This window comes from Paenibacillus prosopidis (assembly GCF_003337375.1).
Taxonomy (GTDB): Bacteria; Bacillota; Bacilli; order Paenibacillales; family Paenibacillaceae; genus Pristimantibacillus; species Pristimantibacillus prosopidis.
In genome coordinates, this window is the sequence record NZ_QPJD01000011.1 from 222181 (window position 1) to 240661 (window position 18481).

The window sequence follows — 18481 nt, forward strand, 5'->3', positions numbered from 1 at the left end:
CTAATCGACCCGAAATGTGCCGACAGCCTCCTATGAGACCAAGCTGCTTAACTTGAGTATAGATGAGGATAATATTCAATCCTCGAGTCAGCAATAATCGTCAAGCTTGCTTGGTCTGAATCGTACTCGACGGAGCCATCTTTGACGTAATACCAGGTTTTCAGCGTCGGTTGATCGTCAAACTCCTGGAAAATAAACACGTTCAGCTCATTCTTGCACGCCAGCAGCTCCTCAATCGCCCCGCTCCATGGAATGCTGACCGTAAACTTCCATCCTTCTCCGTGTTGAACAACTGAATATGGAACAGCTTGTTTGTCCGAATCAATGAACATCCGCCCGCCCACCGCGTGCTTAACAAGAAGCGTTTGTTTCAAGTGGTCCCCTCCTTAAAAGTTTGCGAATGCAAACTTACTTCTAAAGCGTATGCCTAAAGTTTGCGAATGCAAACTTACTTTGAAGCTTACGGCAAATCAATGAGCATAAAAAATGCCTGCTCTGCCGCTGTAAGCTCCAGATCGCTCACCTGCTCGATATGCGCCGTATCTCCTGCAGCCAACGTTTCGCCATGCGCGCCCAGCTGACCCTCTATGATATAAAGAAACAGCTTGCGGTCCTTCGAGCCCGGTGCGTATGAGAGCTGCTTTCCCTGCTCCAGCTTGCTCAAGTAAATCGTCATATTTTGGCCGATCCACGCAACCTGCTCCGATGACTCATCGGATACAACCGGCAGAAGCGCGTTATGCAGCTTACCGGTGTCAAAGCGGCTAGCCTCATAGGATGGCGTCACCCCTCGCTCCTTGGGCATGAACCATAGCTGCAGCAGCCTCAGCTCTTCCTCGGCCGATGCGTTAAATTCCGTGTGAATGACGCCGCTGCCGGCCGACATCCGCTGTACCTCTCCAAATGAGGATACGACAGAGTTGCCTAGATTGTCCTCATGCCTAATCTGACCGTTCAATACGATCGATACAATCTCCATATCGCTATGCGGATGAGCGCCAAAGCCTCTTCCCGGAGCCAAATAATCATCATTGCATACGCGCATTACACTAAAGCCCGTTCGATTCGGGTCGTAATACTCACCGAATGAGAAGCTTGGATGGCTTCGCAGCCAGCCGAGATCTGCCGAATACCGCGAAGCAGCGGGAAATACTTTGATCACAAGTCTCTCCTCCAAACAACTGTTTATTTACTTACTTATTTATAGCAGGTTTTCAACTTCCAAGCAAGCTGTTGTCACACGATCGCATGCCTCTACGTCTTATTTGTATCACGTTCCAAAAAAGGAGATGAAACGCGCATGCAAACATTCGATGCAGCCGTCATCGGCGGCGGAATAGCAGGCTTAATAGCCGCTATCGAATTGGCAAAGGCAAACAAGCAGGTCGTTTTACTGGAGAAAGCAAGCAAAGCGGGAGGACGGGCGATTACGATCGATAAAAATGGAGCCCGCTTCAATCTCGGAGGGCATGCGCTTTATAAGGAAGGCGAGGCTTATTCTATTTTTCAGGAGTACGGGCTGAAGCTGCCGGGCGGATCTCCAAAAGGAAGCGGAGCGGCAATCTGGAACAACAAAGCGGTTCCGCTGCCGGGCGATCCGCTCACGTTATTGTCATCGCGGCTCTTGTCGTGGCGAGGCAAGGTCGAGCTTGGCAAGCTGATGGCTAAGCTGGGTCAAATAAACCCAAATACGCTCGGACGAATCAGCCTGCGTGAATGGGCGGAGCAAACCATTCATAATCCTATGGTTCGCCATATCGTTTATGCTATCTTCCGCACATCCACTTATTCTAGGGATATCGATTACCAATTAATCGGCCCTGTCTTGCAGCAGGTGCAGCGGGCGCTGAAGAGCGGCGTCCTTTATATCGACGGCGGGTGGCAGACGATCATCGATCAACTGCGCGATCACGCTATTCGGCTTGGCGTAGCGATTAAGCAAAATTCAAATGTCGTTGAAATCTCTCAGCTTAACGGAGCCGTAACCGGCCTTCAGCTCACAGGCAGCGAAACTAGCGAAACCATAAACGTCCACCAGGTAATCGCCGCCATACCGCCCACGGATTTACGCAGACTGATCCGGGATGCGGATCAGACCGTGATCGCGCGGTGGGTGAACGAAGCGCGTCCGATTATGGCGGCGTGCCTTGATTTATGCCTAAAGAAGCTGCCTGTCGCAAACCGCCATTTTGCGCTCGGCATCGACCAGCCTGTCTTCTTCTCGAATCATTCCAGAGTCGCAAAACTAACAGAAAATGGTACAATAGTTGTGCATCTCATTAAGTATAACGACATCTCCGGAAACGATTCTAAATCAGATGAAAAACTGCTGGAACAAACAATGGATATCCTGCATCCGAATTGGCGGCAGGAGGTCGTCGCCCGCCAGTATTTGCCTGCCATTACCGTCGCCCACGACTATGCGCATATCGGCCGTACCGTTCCGCAGCCCGGTCCCGCCGTCCCGGAAATCCTCGGACTGTATGTCGCGGGCGATTGGGCCGGCCACAATGAGCTGCTTGCCGACGCCGCTGCCGCCAGCGGCAAGCGTGCAGCCGGCGCCCTGCTCCAGCAGTTAACAAGAAAGGACGTATATCATGTCGTATGATTCGGCCGGCGAGCAGTGGTACACGACCTATAAGCCTCTATTATTTTCACATGCTTACCGCATGCTGGGCAGTGTAATGGATGCGGAGGATGTGGTTCACGATGCCTTCATCACCTTGAATAATGCCGATCTGTCTGCCATAAGGAATCCGAAATCGTATCTCTGCAAAATCGTAACAAACCGCTGCATTGACCGGCTTCGTTCGGCACGGCAGAAGCGCGAGGTGTATGTCGGACCATGGCTTCCCGAACCGCTGCTTACCGGGGACACAGACGAAACCTTCGGTGATCCTGCCGCCCGCTATTTGCAGCAGGAATCGATGTCCATCGCTTATGTCCTGCTGCTGCAGCAGCTTTCAGCCGTGGAAAGGGCCGTCTTCCTGCTTCGCGAGGCGCTGCAGTACGAGTACGACGAAATTGCCGATATGGTTGGAAAAAGCAGCACGAACTGCCGGCAAATTTATCACCGGGCGAAACGCAGCATGTCGGCTCACGAGAGTACAACGGGCGAGCAAACCGAACGGGCTGCAACCGCCCGGGCAGCGGGCGGCAAAATCGGCCTTATTGTGGAGCAGTTTCTGCACGCTCTCGCAGCAGGAAACATCCCTAAGGTGCTAAGCCTCCTTGCCGAGGATGCCATCCTTTATTCTGACGGAGGCGGCAAAGTAAAAGCGGCCGTACGCCCAGTAGAAGGCGCCGACCGCATTTCCCGTTTTTTTGCCGGCTTGCTTACAAAGCTTCCGGAAGGCTTCTCCGTTCAATTGACCAATGTGAACGGCCAGCCCGGCATCGTTACCTTCGAGCAAGGACGGCCTTTGACGGTCCTGTCATTCCGTATCGAAGCCGGCCTTATCGCTTCCGTCTATATCGTCGCTAATCCGGATAAACTGCGGCATCTTCAGCCGAAGCAGCCTTCAACTAATCCCGAACGGGATTAAGCAGCGGCTCGAAGTGATCGATGCGGCACTCCACCATATCGCCGTCCCGGATGACGACCGCTCCCGGGGTGCCGGTCATAATAATATCTCCGGGCAGCAGCGTCATCACCTGCGAATGAAAGGCGACGGCAAACGATGGGCGAAACTTCATGTTGAACACCTTGTTGCAGTGCGCTACCTCGCCGTTAATGACGGTTTCCACTTTGATCTCCAGTGGATCCGGAAATTCATCCTTCGTTATAAACTGCGGCCCAAAGCTGAAGAACGTATCAAAGCTTTTGGCTCTCGTTAAGTAACGCGGGTTTCTGGCATGAATATCGGCGGCCGTAACGTCGATTGTCGTTGTGTAGCCTGCGATGACATCGTATACGTCCGCCTCCTTAATGTTTTTGCACGTCTTGCCGATAATGATGCCAAGCTCCGCTTCCGCTGTAATTTTCCCGGCCTCAGGAGGAATCCGGATCGCATCGAGCGGCCCGATCAGACTCGTATCCGGCTTCATGAAGCTAACCGGCTCGTCGTTCGGATCTGCCATGGCCAGCTCGGCTGCATCCTTCACGTAATTCATCCCGATTCCCCAAATTTTGCGCGGCTGACGATAAAGCGGTCCATACGAAGCTTCCGTATAAGGAATCGTCATCAATTGGCGAAGCTTCTCCCTGCCTCCGCCGTTATACCATTCTGTCAGCTGTTCCAGTTCGCCCAGCCGGATCAGCTCAAACAGCTCCGTGCTCCAGCCCGTGCCTTCTGCCTCATTGATCGATTCTACCAAGACAAGCCCGCCCTCGCCCGCAAGCGCGGCAAGCTCCTTCCCGTTTACTTTTAGGGTAGACAGCTTCATCGGTTTAAGCTCCTTTTTAACCCATTTGTTTCATTCGGTCATCCACGACATTAGCCACCCATTCCAGCAGCCTCAAATCTTGATTACGCCCTGCAATAAATGATAGTCCGATCGGGCAGCCAAGCTCGCCGATAACAGGTACGGTTACTTGAGGCAGTCCCGCCAGACCTGCGACACAGCTCATTTCTAACGTTTGTACGCGGCGCTTTTCGACTTCCGCTCCCGATAATTGCAGCAGCGGAGCAATGGCTGGCACGGTAGGTACGACAAGGACGGCATCGCCGCCAAGCAGCTCCTCCATTTTTACCCGCACCCGGTCCCGCCTTGCAAATGCTTCGTTGTTTTCCTCCGGCTTAAGCGTGCTTGCCCAAGCAAATCGCTCGGCGATACCAGGTCCAAAGGACGGCTGCTCGCGCGTAACCCATCCGCCATGCTCGCGCCATATTTCCAGCCCTTGAATCACTCGAAAAGCATTCATCCACTCCCGCAGCCCTTCCGACGCCAGGACGACCTCCTCATGAACCCCAGCTAATGATTGCAGCATTGGGAAGAAGCGCAGCAAAACATTCTTAGAGTGTTCGTCCGGCAGCTCCCATAAATCCTGTGCGAAAATCAAACGGGAAAAGCCTTCCCGTTTTCCGTTAGACACCTTTTCATCTAATAAAACACGGCCGACATCAAGCAGCGTCTGTGCATCACGGGCCATCCAGCCCACGGTGTCGAAGCTCGGCGCCAGCGGTATGAGTCCGCTAACATCAACAACCCCGTGCGTTGGACGCATACCATAAATGCCGCAATAAGCAGCAGGAACACGAACGGAGCCCCCCGTGTCGGTGCCGATTGCGAAGTCTGCCAATCCAGCCGATACGACAACTGCCGAGCCGCTCGAAGACCCTCCGGGAATACGTCCCGGCGCTTTCGGATTTACCGGCGTGCCGTAATGGGCATTTTCACCGTTAATGCTGTACATGATTTCATCCGTTATCGTTGTTCCCTCCAGCCTTGCGCCACTGCCGAGCAAACGCTCGATTACGGCTGCATGACGAGCCGACGGACCGTGCGTCCGCAGCCAATCCGGATTGCCCGCACCCGGCGTATAGCCCGCAATATCAAACACATCCTTAACCGCAAACGACTTCCCGCTCAAGCTGCCGCTGCTCCCAGGCTCAATAACGATATGCTCATTCGCATAAGCGTTCCAGCTCTGTTTCATTTCTATATTCACCTCTATCCCGCTCGCAATCGTATCTACCAGCCAATCACCGCGCCGTCGCACCGCGGGTCCGATCCGCCCTGCAGGAAGCCCTGCTCATCCCGCATAATGGCATGCGCATGCCCCATAATACCGTCAAAATCCTTCACTTTACGCACCAGATGCCCGGCTTGCGCCAGCGACTCCAGCACACCGGCGGAAACGCGCCCTTCCACCTTCAGCTCCTGCGTCGGTTCGCCCCACGTCCTGCCCCACACCCAGCGCGGCTCGTTAATGGCCTGTTGAGGATCCATCCCGTAATCAATCATGCGGGTGAAAATAGCCGTCTGCGTCTGCGGCTGTCCCTCTCCGCCCTGCGTGCCGTAGAGCACGGCCGGTTTTCCGTCACGGCACGCTATTGCCGGCATTAACGTGTGGAATGTTCTTTTGCCCGGCTTTAAGCTATTTACATGGTTCGGGTCAAGCGAGAAGAATGAGCCGCGGTTTTGCAGCAGCACGCCTGTATCTCCGGCAACGACGCCCGATCCAAATTCAAAATACAAGCTCTGAATAAAGGAAATGGAATTCCCCTCCCCGTCAACGACCGCTGCATAAGCCGTATCGCTGCCAAGCACCTCCGACTGCTCCGAGGAGGCGCGGTTTAATTCAATGGAAGCAGCAAGATTTGCGGCATAATTTTTGTCTAAAAGCCGCTCTAGCGGCACGTTCGTAAATGCGGGATCGGATAAATATTTGTTCCGGTCGCGGAAGCTCAGCTTGAGCGCTTCTACACAAAGCTGATAATAGTCATGGGAGCCGTGCTCGATTCCGCTTAAATTAAATTGCTCTAAAATATGAAGCGCCATAATGCCGGAAAAGCCCTGCGAGTTCGGCGGCATTTGATAAAGGGAATAGCCTCTGTAAGAGCCCTCGACCGGGGTTACCCAATCGCCGTGATGATCAGCGAAGTCGTCAGCCGTAAGCAGTCCGTCATTCCGCTGAAGGAAAGACGTTATCTCCTTAGCCGTCTCACCCTTGTAAAATTCATCGCGCCCAAACTCCGCAAGCCGCCTCAGCGTCTTCGCAAGCGCAAGCTGCTTGAAGCGTTCACCGGGCTTTTCCGCTTGCCCGCCGGGCAAATAAATATCCGCGGTCTCAAGCGTCCTGGCAAGCACCGCTTCATTGTGCACCGTATTGTTGAATTGGTCCTTCGACATCGGAAATCCGTTTTCCGCATAGCCGATTGCCGGTGCAAGCACCCGCGCCCAGTCCAAGCGTCCATATTCACGATGAACCGCATCCCAGCCGTCAACCATGCCGGGCACTGTCACGATGCTGCCAATTCCCCGGTTCGGAATGGCTGCCGAGCCTGCGTAAGCGCTTATGTTAGCTTTATATCCGGATCTGCCGCTCGCATTGTAGCCCCGAACCTTTCCATCCGACTGGTGATAGCTTAACCAAAAGGAGTCTCCTCCGAGACTCGTCATATGCGGATAAACGACTGCCAGGCAAGCGCTGACCGCGACAGCGGCATCAAACGCATTACCGCCTTGCTCCAAAATGCGCGCACCTGCTGCCGTAGCTAAATAATGCGGGCTGACTACCATTGCTTTGGTACCTACTACGGACTGTTTCACAGCACCACTCCTAAAAAGTTTTAACAAACAAGCATTTGCTACGAATGATAGATTACCTAACACCATTCTCTAACTTTAAAATACCACCCCGCTAGATGATAGGCAACTAAAATGTAACCATTTTTCATATATTGTATTGAAAACGAATGTTATTGTGTATATATTTATACATATGGTAATAAAAATCCGATATTACAAGACACCTTGAAATAAGATCCGACTGAAATGGAGATGATCCGCAAGTGCAATCCAAACCGCCTGAAGAACAATTGACAATAGAAATCGACGATATTGATCGTAAAATCATTTCTTCCCTTAATTTTAATGGTAGGATTTCTTACACAGACCTGGCAAAGGAAATCGGATTATCACGTGTAGCCGTCCAAGCCAGAATTAACGCATTAATGGATGCAGGCGTCATCGAACGGTTCACGGCAGTCATCAATCCGGAGAAAATCGGTATTCACGTATCCGCCTTTTTTAACGTAGAAGTCGAGCCTAAGCATCTGCATGCCGTTGCCGATCAGCTGTCCACGGAACCTTTTGTCACAAGCCTTTACCATATGACGGGGCCGAGCAAATTGCATATGCACGGGCTGTTCCGCAACAATCAGGAGATGGAGCTCTTTCTTAGAGAGAAGCTGTATACGTTACCTGGCATTATGAGCGTCGACTGCCAGGTGCTTATAAACCGCTATAAGAGCCGAATGGGGATGAGGCTGTAGATGTTGGGAAGCAAATGGATGGACAACTCTTACATGCAGCTAACGTGGGCGATGATGAAGACGGGAATTATCGGCTATGGAGGGGGACCCTCGGTTATTCCATTAATACGTTATGAGGCTGTTACGAATTATAAATGGCTGGAAGACGAGGAATTCGGAGAAATACTGGCCTTAGCGAATGCGCTGCCGGGCCCGATCGCCACGAAAATGGCCGCTTACCTTGGTTACCGGGAGAAAGGTACGCTCGGAGCAATCGTATCGGTACTCGCACATATCGTCCCTTCCGGTATAGCGATGATTTTGCTGCTGACATTTGTACAGTATTTGAGCAGCGCCGCTTTCATACAAGGGATGATCGGCGCGGTAACGCCCGTCATTGCCGTCATGCTCGGCATGATGGCCTACGAATTCGGCGAACGGGCGGTCAAAGGACTGGGCAAATACGTAGGCTTCGGCTTCTTCGCTTTAGCTTTCGGACTGCTGCAAGGCATTCGTATCCACCCTGCTATCGTCATTATTTTATTCCTCGGCTACGGCGCTTTTCACCTGCGGACAGTTGCCGCCCTTCAGCGGCGAAAGCAGCGGAAGCAGCAGCAAACAGTGCAGCACAAGGAGGGCGTAACGCGTGGAATGGATTAATTTAATAATCGGATTCTTTATTGCCAACGTGCTTGGATATGGCGGCGGGCCGGCATCGATTCCGCTTATGTACCGGGAAATCGTAACCAATCACGAGTGGACGACACCCGTCGAATTTTCAAATATACTGGCTTTAGGTAACGCGCTCCCGGGTCCCATCGCAACGAAGATCGCCGCGTTCGTTGGCTACGACGTCGGCGGCTGGGTCGGTTCGATTGTTGCTTTGGCGGCAACGATCATTCCATCCGCAGCAGCGCTGATCCTTCTGCTCAACGTGCTGCAGCGCCATCGCCAATCGTCGGTCGTCAAAGGAATGACGCTGCTCGTGCAGCCGGTCATCGCCATCATGATGCTGCTCCTAACCTGGCAAATGGCCGAAAGCTCCGTTGAATCGATCGGCATTATCCAATCGCTCATCATAGCAGCTTTCGCATTCTGGGCAATGCAGTTCCGCAAGATCCATCCGGCAATCGTAATCGTTGTCGCCTTCGCGTATGGCGGACTCGTGATTCCCCATTTGAATGTGCTGTAGCTGTTAAAAAGGACCTTCATCCCGTTAAGATCTCTTATCGGGATGAAGGTCCTTTATCTCCGGCGCAGTCTGAACCCGCTTCTGCCGTTACTTCAAATCGATCATATCGGGGACCGTCACAAAGTTGATGCCATCTTGTTTAAGCTTTTCGACAATGCGGGAAATAGCTTCTACCGTTCCGGTCAGATCCTCGCCTTGCCCTCCTGCGGAATGCTGTAAAATAATACTTCCCGTTCCCGTTTGAGTCATTACATTCGTATAGACTTCATCGGCGTTTAACCCTTTCCAGTCCAATGAGTCGACATTCCAATTAATCACTTTCTTGTGATTTCCGGCCAGCCATAAAATCTGGTCTTCACTAATGGCCCCGTATGGCGGTCTGAAAAGGGAAGGCAAATAGCCCACATAGGAGCGAATGATCTTATCCGTACGGATAATCTGTTCCTGAAATTCGGCATCCGAAAGCTTCGGACATTTAGGGTGGTTGTAAGTGTGATTTCCTACGGCATGACCTTCATCAATTATTCTTTGGAATACTTCAGGGTTAGCCTCGATCCGGTTGCCTACGACAAAAAAAGTGGCGTGAATGCCTGCTTTCTTCAGTTCGTCAAGCACACGGGGCGTGAACTCCGCATCAGGACCGTCATCAAACGTGAGCGCTACCTCTCTTCTGTCCGTTTTCCCATTCAACAGAAATGTGCTTGAATATTTTTTCCGCAAATCTTCAAGCGTCAGGGAATCGGCCTTTCGGAAAGTCTTCTCGGAACCATCTGTAAGTTTCGGGGTATCGTCGTCAGTTTGCAGCTGCCGTATACGTTTGTTTTCTCCAACATCCAGCTGTTTTTGTTCGGTCAAATTCCGATTTTCATTCGTCCGTGCTTGATTCCCGTCTGTTTGCGCACAAGCGGTTAACGTCAGTATACAGCCAAATGCAATAGCAACTAATCGTAACTTCTTCATCTGATTTCTTTTCTCCTTACAGCTGGAATTAAACCACTACATAGAGTTTCAAAAAAACCATTCTCTATACATTTAAAGAAAACAAAAAAACAGCTAGCCCGGGAGGATCCTCGTTCTCCGTGGTCAGCTGTTTTTTGATTTTTGATTAAAGTTAAACCCGCCCGCGAATCTCATCAATATACGCCTTGGACTGCGCCATTTGATGCTCCTTCGCTTCCTCCATGATGATATAAGCGTGCGGCTTATATTGATTAAGCAGCTTCATGTACAGCTCATAATTCATCGTACCGAATCCGGCAGGCACCGTACTTAGGCTGCCGTCCTCAAGCAGAAAACGATCCTTCGCATGGGCCGCGATAATACGGTCGCCAAGCAGCTCGAACGCTTGCTCGATCACTTCATTTTGCCGCGCAAAATTTTCAGCCGTCAGCAGGTTGCCGGGGTCGAGCACGACGCCGATATTGGAGGAAGGAACCTCCTCCAGCATCCGCGCAAGCTCAGGCGCTGTACCGATCAAATGCCCGCTTGCCGCTTCCAGCCCGATAAATACGCCCCACTTCTCTGCTTCCTCCACTAGCTCCTCTAGCGTCTCTTTCATTATCAACCAATCACGAGCGGTGTACTCATCGCCTTCATTCCGCCCGGTTTCCGCAGCTACCATAGGCGCTCCGAAAAACTTCGCGTATCGCAGCAGCTCCTTAAAACGATTGGCGTTTTGGCGGCGCCGCTCCTCGTTGCGGTCGAACAAATGGACATAACAGCCGAGCACCGAAATCGCAACGCCATGCTTATCGAATTGCTCGCCAATTGCATTCGCAAGGCCCGGACTCAAATTGCCGGGCTTGCTGAAATCGACATCGCTAATTGCTTTCCACAAAGCGAGCTGTACATGGCTGAAGCCGCCCGCCGCTACTTTTGGAGCAAGCTCCTTGTATGGCAAACTCCCGAATAAATGAGCTAATACACCGACTGACATCTGATCGTCTCCTTCGTTTTATGCGCCGCCTTTAAGCGCGACTTCCTGCACTTTCGGCGCCGGATACACTTTTTTGGCTAGATAGGATTGCGCAATCATGAACAAACCGCCCGTCACCCAGTACAGAGATATGGCAGCAGGAGCAGATAAAGCAAATACGCCCATTAAAACCGGGGATAAGTACCCCATAAAAGCAAGCTGCTTCAGCTGCGCGGAATCCGTCCCCGGCTGCGTCGTCTGCGAAACCTTGAATTGGATAAAATAAACAACCGCCGCTAAAATAGGAAGCACAATATCCGGCGCGCCTAGTTGGAACCAGAGAAAGGAATGCCCGGCCAGCTCCGGCGTCAGCTTGATCGCGGAATACAAGCCCGTCAAAATCGGCAGCTGAATGAGCATCGGCAAGCAGCCGATCGCAAGCGGATTGACCTGATGCTTCTGGTACAGCTGCATCGTCTCCTGCTGCAGCTTCTGCTTGGACTCCGTATCCGACTTCCCTTTGAACTTCTCCTGAAGCTGCTTAAGCTCCGGCTGCAGCACCGTCATCTTCTGCCTCATTTGATGCTGAGAGCGATATTGACGCATCATGAGCGGCAACAACGCCAGTCGAATGATGAGCGTAATACCGATTATCGCGATACCGTAGTTGCCGTGGAACATGCCGGCAAGGTATTGAAGAACAGCAGAGAGCGGATAAATGACATAGTGGTTAAACACGCCCGGCGTATTTCCGTCGATCGTTCCGCTCGCCGTACTGCAGCCGCTTACGAGAAGCAAGCAAGCCAGCAGCATACCGGCTAATATCATACGTCCATATTTTAATGAAGGGAATACATTGTTCTTTTGCATAGAAATCCTCCTCGTTTGTTTGAAAATAGCTGGGCAAACGAGGCGGAGCAGTCTGCTATGTCGTCATCGGGCGATTCTTTTCTTTTTACTTTTCTGGCTAGCCAATGATGAATCGGAACGGTACGGATAAGCACGCGGGGCAGTGCAATAAACAGGATGCTTACGACTTGATTCCATTCCCAATATTCAGATGCCCCTGAATGTAAATGCGAGGCATAGGCGTAAGCCAAGGTGTAAAGCAAGCTAATGGAAAACAAATACGGTATGACGTCATGCAGCTCAAGCTCGAACAATGTATTCACCTCCCTTCCTTATTAGAATCTTTCTTGTTATACGATGCACGCTAAGCGCCGTTTCGCCCAAACCGTACTTTTCCCAAGAAAATAGATTCCCTTGCTTATGGATACAATAACAGTAATTCTTAACCAGTTATGGAAGCCGCAATAAAATCGTTCTACTTGGTTATTTACAAATGGATAGACGAGATCATATAATTTCTAAGTTGTAGAGAAACTGAGATTAAAAGAAAGAGGACAATATGAACAGAAAAAAGCTGAAAGTCATTTATTTTTCGCTCATCGCCTTCGTGGTTCTGTTTCTGGCTATTGGACAAGCGTTGCCACTGGGAGCAAATGACTCTCGTACGGTAAGCGCGGCAAGCGCTGCCGATGCTCCGGCTGAAGGCCAGAAAAAGAAGCTCGTGATGGGCACGTCGGCCGATTATCCGCCCTATGAAAGTGTAGACGCGAAAAACAACGGTGAAATCATTGGTTTAGATATTGATATAGCCAAGTATATCACCAGCCAGCTCGGATATGAACTTGAGATCGCAAACATGGATTTCAACGGCCTCATTGCCGCGCTTCAAACCGGTCGGGTCGATTTCGTTATGTCCGCTATGTCCGCAACGGACGAGCGCAGGCAAAACGTCGATTTCTCCGACTTCTATTACGCTGCCCGCAATACGATCGTATCCAAGAAGTCTGCGCCGCTTGAATCGGAAGAGTCGCTTGCAGGCAAACGGGTCGGGGCACAGCTAGGCTCTACGCAGGATCTGTACGCTGAAACGATTGAAGGCGCAGAGCTCAAGAAGCTGAACAAAATTCCCGATCTTATCCAAGAGTTGAATTCCGGCCGCATCGATGCTGCCATCGTAGAGGATGCTGTCGCCGTCGAAATGACGAACGCGAACCCCGGTTTGACGATGCATTTCCTTCCTGCGGACTCCGCTGAGAATGGCTATGCCATCGCGTTTCCGAAGGAGTCGGCGCTCGTTAGCGATTTTAACGGCGTGCTGGCGGAAATGGCCGAAAACGGCAAGCTTGAGGAAATCACTCAAAAGTGGTTTTCCGATGAGAAGGAACAGTCCAATAGGCTGCTAAACATCGACTTTAGTGTATTGCAGGGTTATATCCCCTACCTTCTAAAAGGTGTCTACGTGACACTGCTCTTTACGCTTGTGTCAGCGCTTTTCGGCCTTGTGTGGGGAACGATTTTGTCGTTATTCAAAATATCCGGCATCAAGCCGCTCGAGTGGTTCGCTACTGCTTATACATCGGTATTCCGCGGGACGCCGCTGCTTGTTCAGCTTACTATTATTTATTTCGCGACACCGCAGCTTTTCAATTACGACATACCTGCGCTAATGGCAGCAGGACTTGCATTCGGTCTTAACTCTGCCGCTTATTTGTCCGAAACGATCCGCGGCGGTATTCTGGCCGTCGATAAAGGTCAACGCGAGGCCGCTATAGCGCTCGGCGTCCCTTACCGCAAGATGATGATCCGCATCATTTTCCCGCAGGCTCTGCGTAATATTTTGCCGGCCCTCGTGAACGAATGCGTTGCTTTGCTTAAGGAATCTTCGCTCGTGTCCGTTATCGGCGTAACCGACTTGATGCGGCGCGCTGACGTTGTGCGGTCGATCGAGTTCCGCTCGTTAGAAGCGCTGCTGTTCATCGCAGCGATTTACTATGTACTCGTGCTCATTTTAACCTCGTTCGCCCGTAAGCTTGAAAGGAGGCTGCGCCGCAGTGATTAATGTAACCGACTTAACCAAAACGTTCGGCAAAAATCAAGTACTTAAAGGAATCACAACAACGGTAGAACGCGGAGAGGTAGTTGCGCTAATCGGCCCTTCGGGCTCCGGCAAATCCACCTTTCTGCGCTGCTTGAATATGCTTGAGACGCCGACTTCCGGCGCTATTACGATTGACGGGACTGCGATCACCGATCCGAAAACCGATATAGCCCGCGTGCGGCAGCGTATCGGAATGGTGTTTCAGCACTTCCATCTGTTTCCGCATATGACTGCCATCGACAACATTACTTTCGCGCCGACCCAGGTCAAAGGGATGCCGCTTGAAGAAGCGCGCAAGAAAGCGAAGGAGCTGCTTGCACGCGTGGGCCTTTCAGACAAAGCGGACAGCTACCCGTCCCGCTTGTCCGGCGGTCAGAAGCAGCGTGTTGCTATCGCCCGCAGTCTCGCGATGGAGCCCGACATCATGCTGTTCGATGAACCGACTTCGGCACTCGATCCCGAGATGGTGAAGGAAGTGCTGAACGTCATTCGCAGCCTCGCGGACAGCGGCATGACGATGCTCATCGTGACGCATGAAATGAAGTTTGCCCGCGAAGCGGCGGACACGATCTACTTCCTCGATGACGGCAAGCTCGTCGAACGGACGAAGCCGGAGCAGTTTTTCACCAAGCCGCAAAGCGAACGCGCCGCGCGGTTTCTGGAGCAGGTGCTGTAACTGGGTTGATAATAAATTTTAAGCAAAAGCTCTGCGGCTGGAACGGCCGCAGAGCTTTTTTTCATTAAACCCTACTCTTTATCGAGCAGCGACTGCATCTCGACGCACGTCATCACGAAGGCGCCGACGCCGTGCAGGTCGTTTTGACTGGTCGGGCGGGTGACGTAGTTTTCATAATCGCCGGCCGAGGTTCCGATACAAATATCCGGCAGGATGAACCTTCCCTGCCCGTCTTGCTGGAGCACCCGAATCAAGCCGTTATAACCTCGCTTCGCCGCTTCCAGGCACTCCTCACCGACTAGACCAAATTTGTATGCCTTAGCCAGCGTATAGACAAACAAGCAAGAACATGACGTTTCCAGCCAATTGTCCGCCAAATGTCCTTTGTCCACTACCTGATACCACAGTCCGCTATCCGCATCCTGGTAACGAGCCAGCGCCTGCGCGAAATCGGCCAGCGATGCTTCGAGCCCGGCGCGTCCGGCTTCGCCTTCCGCTATTTCATCCAGAAACTGAGCTACCGCGAGGCCATACCAGCCGAGCGAACGGCCCCAAAATTCCGGCGAGCAGCCTGTCTCGGGATCGGCCCACGGCATCCGGCGGCTCTCATCCCATGCGTGGTAGAACAGTCCCGTCTTCTCGTCCCTCATATAGCGCCGCATCAGCTGCTCCTGCTGGAGCACCATATCGCGCAAGCTTGTCTCGCCGTAGGCATTCGCATATTTCAAAGCGAAAACGCCGCCCATATACAGACCGTCCAGCCACATATTGTAGGGGTATTTGTCCTTGTGCCAGAAGCCGCCTTCCGATGTGGATTCAAAGTCGGGTTGTTTAGGTCAGCAATCATAAGCGAGACATCCCGGAGAAGCTGACGCAATTCGGATTGCAGGCAAGCATTACTTGAACTTAAACTACCCGGGTCATATCGAGAATGAGCTGATGGATGCGATTAAGATGGCAGAGAAGGATAAATCGAAGGAGCTGCTGATGCAATTTTTGCATGCTGTATTCTCCGTTGAGCTGTCGCCGCATGATCGTCATGCAGGAGTCGGGTGTCAGTCTCAACCAAATTCACCCGATGAAGGGATCGCTGCTCGAGGAGCTGCTCGAGCTGCATACGGCGGCAGAAATAGAGGATTGGTTCTGGACGAATGTCGTTTATCCGATGATCAAAATTTTCAAGGACAGACAAGAAGCGCAGTACCACAACATTTCCGAGCAAATTATCGACCTCGTGCAGCATCATTACGATACCGATCTGACTTTGGAGGAATGCGCGTCGCGGCTGCATTATAACGCCAATTACTTAAGCAGCGTTTTCCGCAAGGAAACGAATTATTCATTCAGCGAGTATCTATCGATGTACCGGTTCAAGATGGCAAAGAAATGGCTGTCGGACAGCGAGATGGCGATCAAGGATATTGCCACGAAGCTTCGGTACAACAATCCGCAAAACTTTATCCGTTCCTTCCGCAAGCAGGAGGGCATTACGCCGGGACAATACCGCGAGAAGAAGCGGAGCGGGTAGCTGTGCAAATAGCGCTTGATGAATGCGGGCAATATGCTATACTTTTCCAAAAAGAAAAGGAGGCTTCATGCATGCGGCAACGACCAACAAACGTTGAATACACCTCTTATCAGGAGCAATATGTTAGTTTAGTGGGGGATGGCAGCATAACGGATATCCTTGCAGAACAAACAGAGCACTCCATTGCCTTATTTTCATCCATTACGGAAGAGCAGGCAAGCTATCGTTATGCACCCGGAAAATGGTCATTGAAGGAAGTAATCGGCCATATTTCAGATAATGAACGTGTAATGAGCTATCGTTTGCTCCGTATAGCACGAGGCGACAAGACGCCGCTTCCCGGTTACGACCAGGATGATTATATGAAGGAAGCGCCATTTCAATCATGGACATTGTCGCAGGTCATCGAGGACTATGTGTCCGTTCGCCGTGCTACTCTTACCTTATTGCGCGGCTTGTCCGACGAGGCATGGTCTAAAATGGGCATCGCCAACGACAGTGCTATATCTGCAAGAGCGCTGGCCTACATTAACGCCGGTCATGAGCTTCATCATTTGAGCATTATTCAGGAGAAGTATCTAGTTAAATAAAGCGGAAGATCCTATACTGCAAAACCCATCTATATGTAAACCTGTTCTTATGATAAAATGGTTAACATCTTTTTGATTTGCAGTGTAGGGAGGCATCACTTGCTATGACAATCCGATTGCGCGGCCATCATTTGCTCTGTCTGCTAGGTTACCGCGGCATGGGTTACTCTGCTGATTTTTGTGCGAACATGACAGCCATCTATGAAACGCTGCGGAACAAGCCGGAAACCGAGATCGAAATTATAACCGGTCCCGATGACGTTTGCCGCGCCTATCCGACAGACAAAACAAACCATTGCGAAGGAACCGTTTATCATCAGGATGCGGCGATTTTGACAAAGCTGGGACTTGCTCCTAATGACCGGGACAGCTGGCACAATATATGCAGCCGCGTAGCGGAGAAGATGATCCCTTCGGACATTAGTCATTTGTGTGCTTCATGCCCGTGGGAAAAGTATGGCGTCTGCCAAGAAGGCGTCGGATTTATTATTGACGGTCGGCCATTGCCTAAGGTGGGAGCCTAAATGAGTTAGATTCGGTTCAACACATGCACGAGTTCGTTGATCGCTTTTATCGATTGGTAGGGTTGAATTTGATGGAAGGAGGCCGTATTAATCCCTTTGAGATTGATCCAAATCCCTTTAATGCCTATTTGCTGAGGAGCAATCACTTCCCATTCAAAATTGTCTCCGACCATCCATGCTTCTTCAGGTTTGACACTAAGCTGGTTGACGGCATGATGGTAAATGCTTGGATCAGGCTTGCCGACACCGAATTCCTCCTTCCAGTGCCACAGCGACGATTTCCGTTCTTGCTTTCTCCAGATCGAGACGCCCGATTCGATGCCTTTCCGCGTCGCTCCAATACCATTTTGCCCGATCCTTAATAGCTCCTACGATTTCATCCGTTCTCGAATCATCCAAACCTTCAATATGCTCTCGGCACACCTTTTTCCAGCAAGCATCCAGATCAACGCCATGCTCGAAAGCAATGATCGTGTCATCCAAATCGAATAATATGGCTTTGGGGCGCAGTTTGTTCGCCTCCCTTTTAGTAGTTAATCATTTCCATGATACTGGATTGAATAGACCCTCAAAATTCAAAACAATAAATTATTCCGTGGAATAGTTAGGAGCTAATATTTGAAAAAAGTATTAAGATATTTCATAGGTATTTACCAAATCATTGGCGGATTAGTCGGATTTGCTATCTTTTATATATTTAACTCCATTATTAAGATTTCCGTAAATGGCGAAAATCCTTTTTCTTTAAATAATAATATGGCGATACTGCTTGGTGCTGTATTGTTTTCCTTATCCATCTTCGCTGGAGTGACGCTGTTAGCCAATCAGAAGATTGGAATAATTTCTTCACTGATCAACCAATATCTTCAAGTCGTTAATTTAACCGCTACTGGGTTCCAATACACATTTATCGCCGGTATATTATTGAATCCCAAGCTCGTACTAGGAGACGCTCAATCACCATTTGGGTTGGATTTCATTGTTTACGGTAGATTCCAACTATTTATCCAATCTATGATGGATCAGAATACTCAAGTCATCATAAATGTAGCACCGATTTTGTTAATCATTTTTTTACATAAGATGAAGAAAAAGTGATGCTAGCATGGAAAGTGGACACCTCATTGGAAGCACTAGATAATAAACAATAAGGAACAGAAGAGGTGTCCGACATGAGTGAGAACAGACAA

22 protein-coding genes and 1 pseudogene are annotated in these 18481 nt (G+C 50.8%); 11 read left to right on the forward strand and 12 right to left on the reverse strand.

Annotated elements, in window-relative coordinates:
• Positions 1 to 47 precede the first annotated feature (47 nt).
• Together DFP97_RS18540 and DFP97_RS18545 are read right to left on the reverse strand one after the other, a co-directional pair.
• On the reverse strand, positions 48 to 374 hold the full coding sequence (locus tag DFP97_RS18540; protein WP_114381674.1) for a hypothetical protein: 327 nt from the start codon (positions 372 to 374) through the stop codon (positions 48 to 50).
• A gap of 86 nt (positions 375 to 460) precedes the next feature.
• Entirely contained in the window at positions 461 to 1162 is a 702-nt protein-coding gene (locus DFP97_RS18545; RefSeq protein WP_114381675.1) for a pirin family protein, read from the reverse strand.
• Positions 1163 to 1300: 138 nt separating this feature from the next.
• Between DFP97_RS18545 and DFP97_RS18550 the strand changes: the two genes are divergently transcribed.
• Both DFP97_RS18550 and DFP97_RS18555 read left to right on the forward strand, forming a co-directional pair.
• A complete protein-coding gene (locus DFP97_RS18550; RefSeq protein WP_114381676.1) occupies positions 1301 to 2608 on the forward strand; it encodes a phytoene desaturase family protein in 1308 nt (435 codons plus the stop codon).
• Complete coding sequence (locus tag DFP97_RS18555; protein ID WP_114381677.1) at positions 2598 to 3545, forward strand: RNA polymerase sigma-70 factor; 948 nt, start codon at positions 2598 to 2600, stop codon at positions 3543 to 3545. The genes DFP97_RS18550 and DFP97_RS18555 overlap by 11 nt, the downstream gene beginning before the upstream one ends.
• On the opposite strand, the gene DFP97_RS18560 is transcribed toward DFP97_RS18555, so the two are convergent.
• From DFP97_RS18560 to ggt, 3 genes are read right to left on the reverse strand one after another with little or no spacing between them, the layout of a single operon-like run.
• A complete protein-coding gene (locus tag DFP97_RS18560; RefSeq protein WP_114381678.1) occupies positions 3526 to 4386 on the reverse strand; it encodes a fumarylacetoacetate hydrolase family protein in 861 nt (286 codons plus the stop codon). The genes DFP97_RS18555 and DFP97_RS18560 overlap by 20 nt on opposite strands.
• 16 nt (positions 4387 to 4402) lie before the next feature.
• On the reverse strand, positions 4403 to 5662 hold the full coding sequence (locus tag DFP97_RS18565) for an amidase (RefSeq protein WP_342773283.1): 1260 nt from the start codon (positions 5660 to 5662) through the stop codon (positions 4403 to 4405).
• Positions 5635 to 7215, reverse strand: coding sequence for a gamma-glutamyltransferase (gene ggt, locus DFP97_RS18570; RefSeq protein ID WP_245976379.1), 1581 nt, complete (start codon positions 7213 to 7215; stop codon positions 5635 to 5637). Before ggt ends, DFP97_RS18565 begins: the two co-directional genes overlap by 28 nt.
• A 242-nt stretch (positions 7216 to 7457) precedes the next feature.
• On the opposite strand from ggt, the gene chrS reads away from it, so the two are divergent.
• Genes chrS through chrA form a run of 3 tightly spaced genes read left to right on the forward strand, consistent with a single transcriptional unit; the run spans position 7458 to position 9111 of the window.
• Positions 7458 to 7940 carry a chromate efflux transcriptional regulator ChrS gene (chrS, locus tag DFP97_RS18575; RefSeq protein WP_114381681.1) on the forward strand — a complete coding sequence of 161 codons (483 nt, stop codon included), beginning with the start codon at positions 7458 to 7460 and terminating at the stop codon, positions 7938 to 7940.
• Positions 7941 to 8579, forward strand: a complete 639-nt coding sequence (chrB, locus tag DFP97_RS18580) for a chromate efflux transporter ChrB (RefSeq protein WP_281270983.1) — start codon at positions 7941 to 7943, stop codon at positions 8577 to 8579. It abuts the gene before it with no gap.
• A complete protein-coding gene (chrA, locus tag DFP97_RS18585) occupies positions 8566 to 9111 on the forward strand; it encodes a chromate efflux transporter ChrA (RefSeq protein ID WP_114381682.1) in 546 nt (181 codons plus the stop codon). The genes chrB and chrA overlap by 14 nt, the downstream gene beginning before the upstream one ends.
• A gap of 87 nt (positions 9112 to 9198) precedes the next feature.
• On the opposite strand, the gene DFP97_RS18590 is transcribed toward chrA, so the two are convergent.
• The 4 genes from DFP97_RS18590 to DFP97_RS18605 all read right to left on the reverse strand — a co-directional run bounded on the left by DFP97_RS18590 (position 9199) and on the right by DFP97_RS18605 (position 12189).
• Entirely contained in the window at positions 9199 to 10071 is an 873-nt protein-coding gene (locus tag DFP97_RS18590) for a polysaccharide deacetylase family protein (protein WP_114381683.1), read from the reverse strand.
• Positions 10072 to 10222: 151 nt separating this feature from the next.
• A complete protein-coding gene (locus DFP97_RS18595; RefSeq protein WP_114381684.1) occupies positions 10223 to 11047 on the reverse strand; it encodes a sugar phosphate isomerase/epimerase family protein in 825 nt (274 codons plus the stop codon).
• Positions 11048 to 11065: 18 nt separating this feature from the next.
• Positions 11066 to 11896, reverse strand: a complete 831-nt coding sequence (yidC, locus tag DFP97_RS18600; RefSeq protein ID WP_114381685.1) for a membrane protein insertase YidC — start codon at positions 11894 to 11896, stop codon at positions 11066 to 11068.
• Positions 11866 to 12189 carry a hypothetical protein gene (locus DFP97_RS18605; protein ID WP_114381686.1) on the reverse strand — a complete coding sequence of 108 codons (324 nt, stop codon included), beginning with the start codon at positions 12187 to 12189 and terminating at the stop codon, positions 11866 to 11868. Before DFP97_RS18605 ends, yidC begins: the two co-directional genes overlap by 31 nt.
• Before the next feature lie 245 nt (positions 12190 to 12434).
• On the opposite strand from DFP97_RS18605, the gene DFP97_RS18610 reads away from it, so the two are divergent.
• Entirely contained in the window at positions 12435 to 13934 is a 1500-nt protein-coding gene (locus DFP97_RS18610) for an ABC transporter substrate-binding protein/permease (protein ID WP_114381687.1), read from the forward strand.
• Positions 13927 to 14649, forward strand: coding sequence for an amino acid ABC transporter ATP-binding protein (locus DFP97_RS18615; protein WP_114381688.1), 723 nt, complete (start codon positions 13927 to 13929; stop codon positions 14647 to 14649). Before DFP97_RS18610 ends, DFP97_RS18615 begins: the two co-directional genes overlap by 8 nt.
• A 71-nt stretch (positions 14650 to 14720) precedes the next feature.
• On the opposite strand, the pseudogene DFP97_RS18620 reads toward DFP97_RS18615, so the two are convergent.
• Positions 14721 to 15455, reverse strand: a pseudogene (locus DFP97_RS18620) (glycoside hydrolase family 88/105 protein); the annotation flags it as partial.
• Between the two features lie 224 nt (positions 15456 to 15679).
• On the opposite strand from DFP97_RS18620, the gene DFP97_RS18625 reads away from it, so the two are divergent.
• The 3 genes from DFP97_RS18625 to DFP97_RS18635 all read left to right on the forward strand — a co-directional run bounded on the left by DFP97_RS18625 (position 15680) and on the right by DFP97_RS18635 (position 17291).
• Entirely contained in the window at positions 15680 to 16177 is a 498-nt protein-coding gene (locus DFP97_RS18625; RefSeq protein WP_342773284.1) for a helix-turn-helix transcriptional regulator, read from the forward strand.
• A gap of 71 nt (positions 16178 to 16248) precedes the next feature.
• Entirely contained in the window at positions 16249 to 16767 is a 519-nt protein-coding gene (locus tag DFP97_RS18630; RefSeq protein WP_114381689.1) for a DinB family protein, read from the forward strand.
• Positions 16768 to 16871: 104 nt separating this feature from the next.
• Positions 16872 to 17291, forward strand: a complete 420-nt coding sequence (locus DFP97_RS18635) for a DUF1284 domain-containing protein (RefSeq protein WP_114381690.1) — start codon at positions 16872 to 16874, stop codon at positions 17289 to 17291.
• A gap of 5 nt (positions 17292 to 17296) precedes the next feature.
• Here the strand turns inward: DFP97_RS18635 and DFP97_RS31620 are convergent, their stop codons facing one another.
• Both DFP97_RS31620 and DFP97_RS31625 read right to left on the reverse strand, forming a co-directional pair.
• Positions 17297 to 17632 (reverse strand): HAD family hydrolase, encoded by a 336-nt coding sequence (locus tag DFP97_RS31620; protein ID WP_342773285.1) that lies wholly within the window; start codon positions 17630 to 17632, stop codon positions 17297 to 17299.
• Positions 17523 to 17774: a hypothetical protein gene (locus DFP97_RS31625; RefSeq protein WP_245976383.1), complete on the reverse strand. Its 252-nt coding sequence runs from the start codon at positions 17772 to 17774 to the stop codon at positions 17523 to 17525. The genes DFP97_RS31620 and DFP97_RS31625 overlap by 110 nt, the downstream gene beginning before the upstream one ends.
• A gap of 135 nt (positions 17775 to 17909) precedes the next feature.
• On the opposite strand from DFP97_RS31625, the gene DFP97_RS18645 reads away from it, so the two are divergent.
• Entirely contained in the window at positions 17910 to 18389 is a 480-nt protein-coding gene (locus DFP97_RS18645; protein WP_114381692.1) for a hypothetical protein, read from the forward strand.
• Positions 18390 to 18481: the final 92 nt, after the last annotated feature.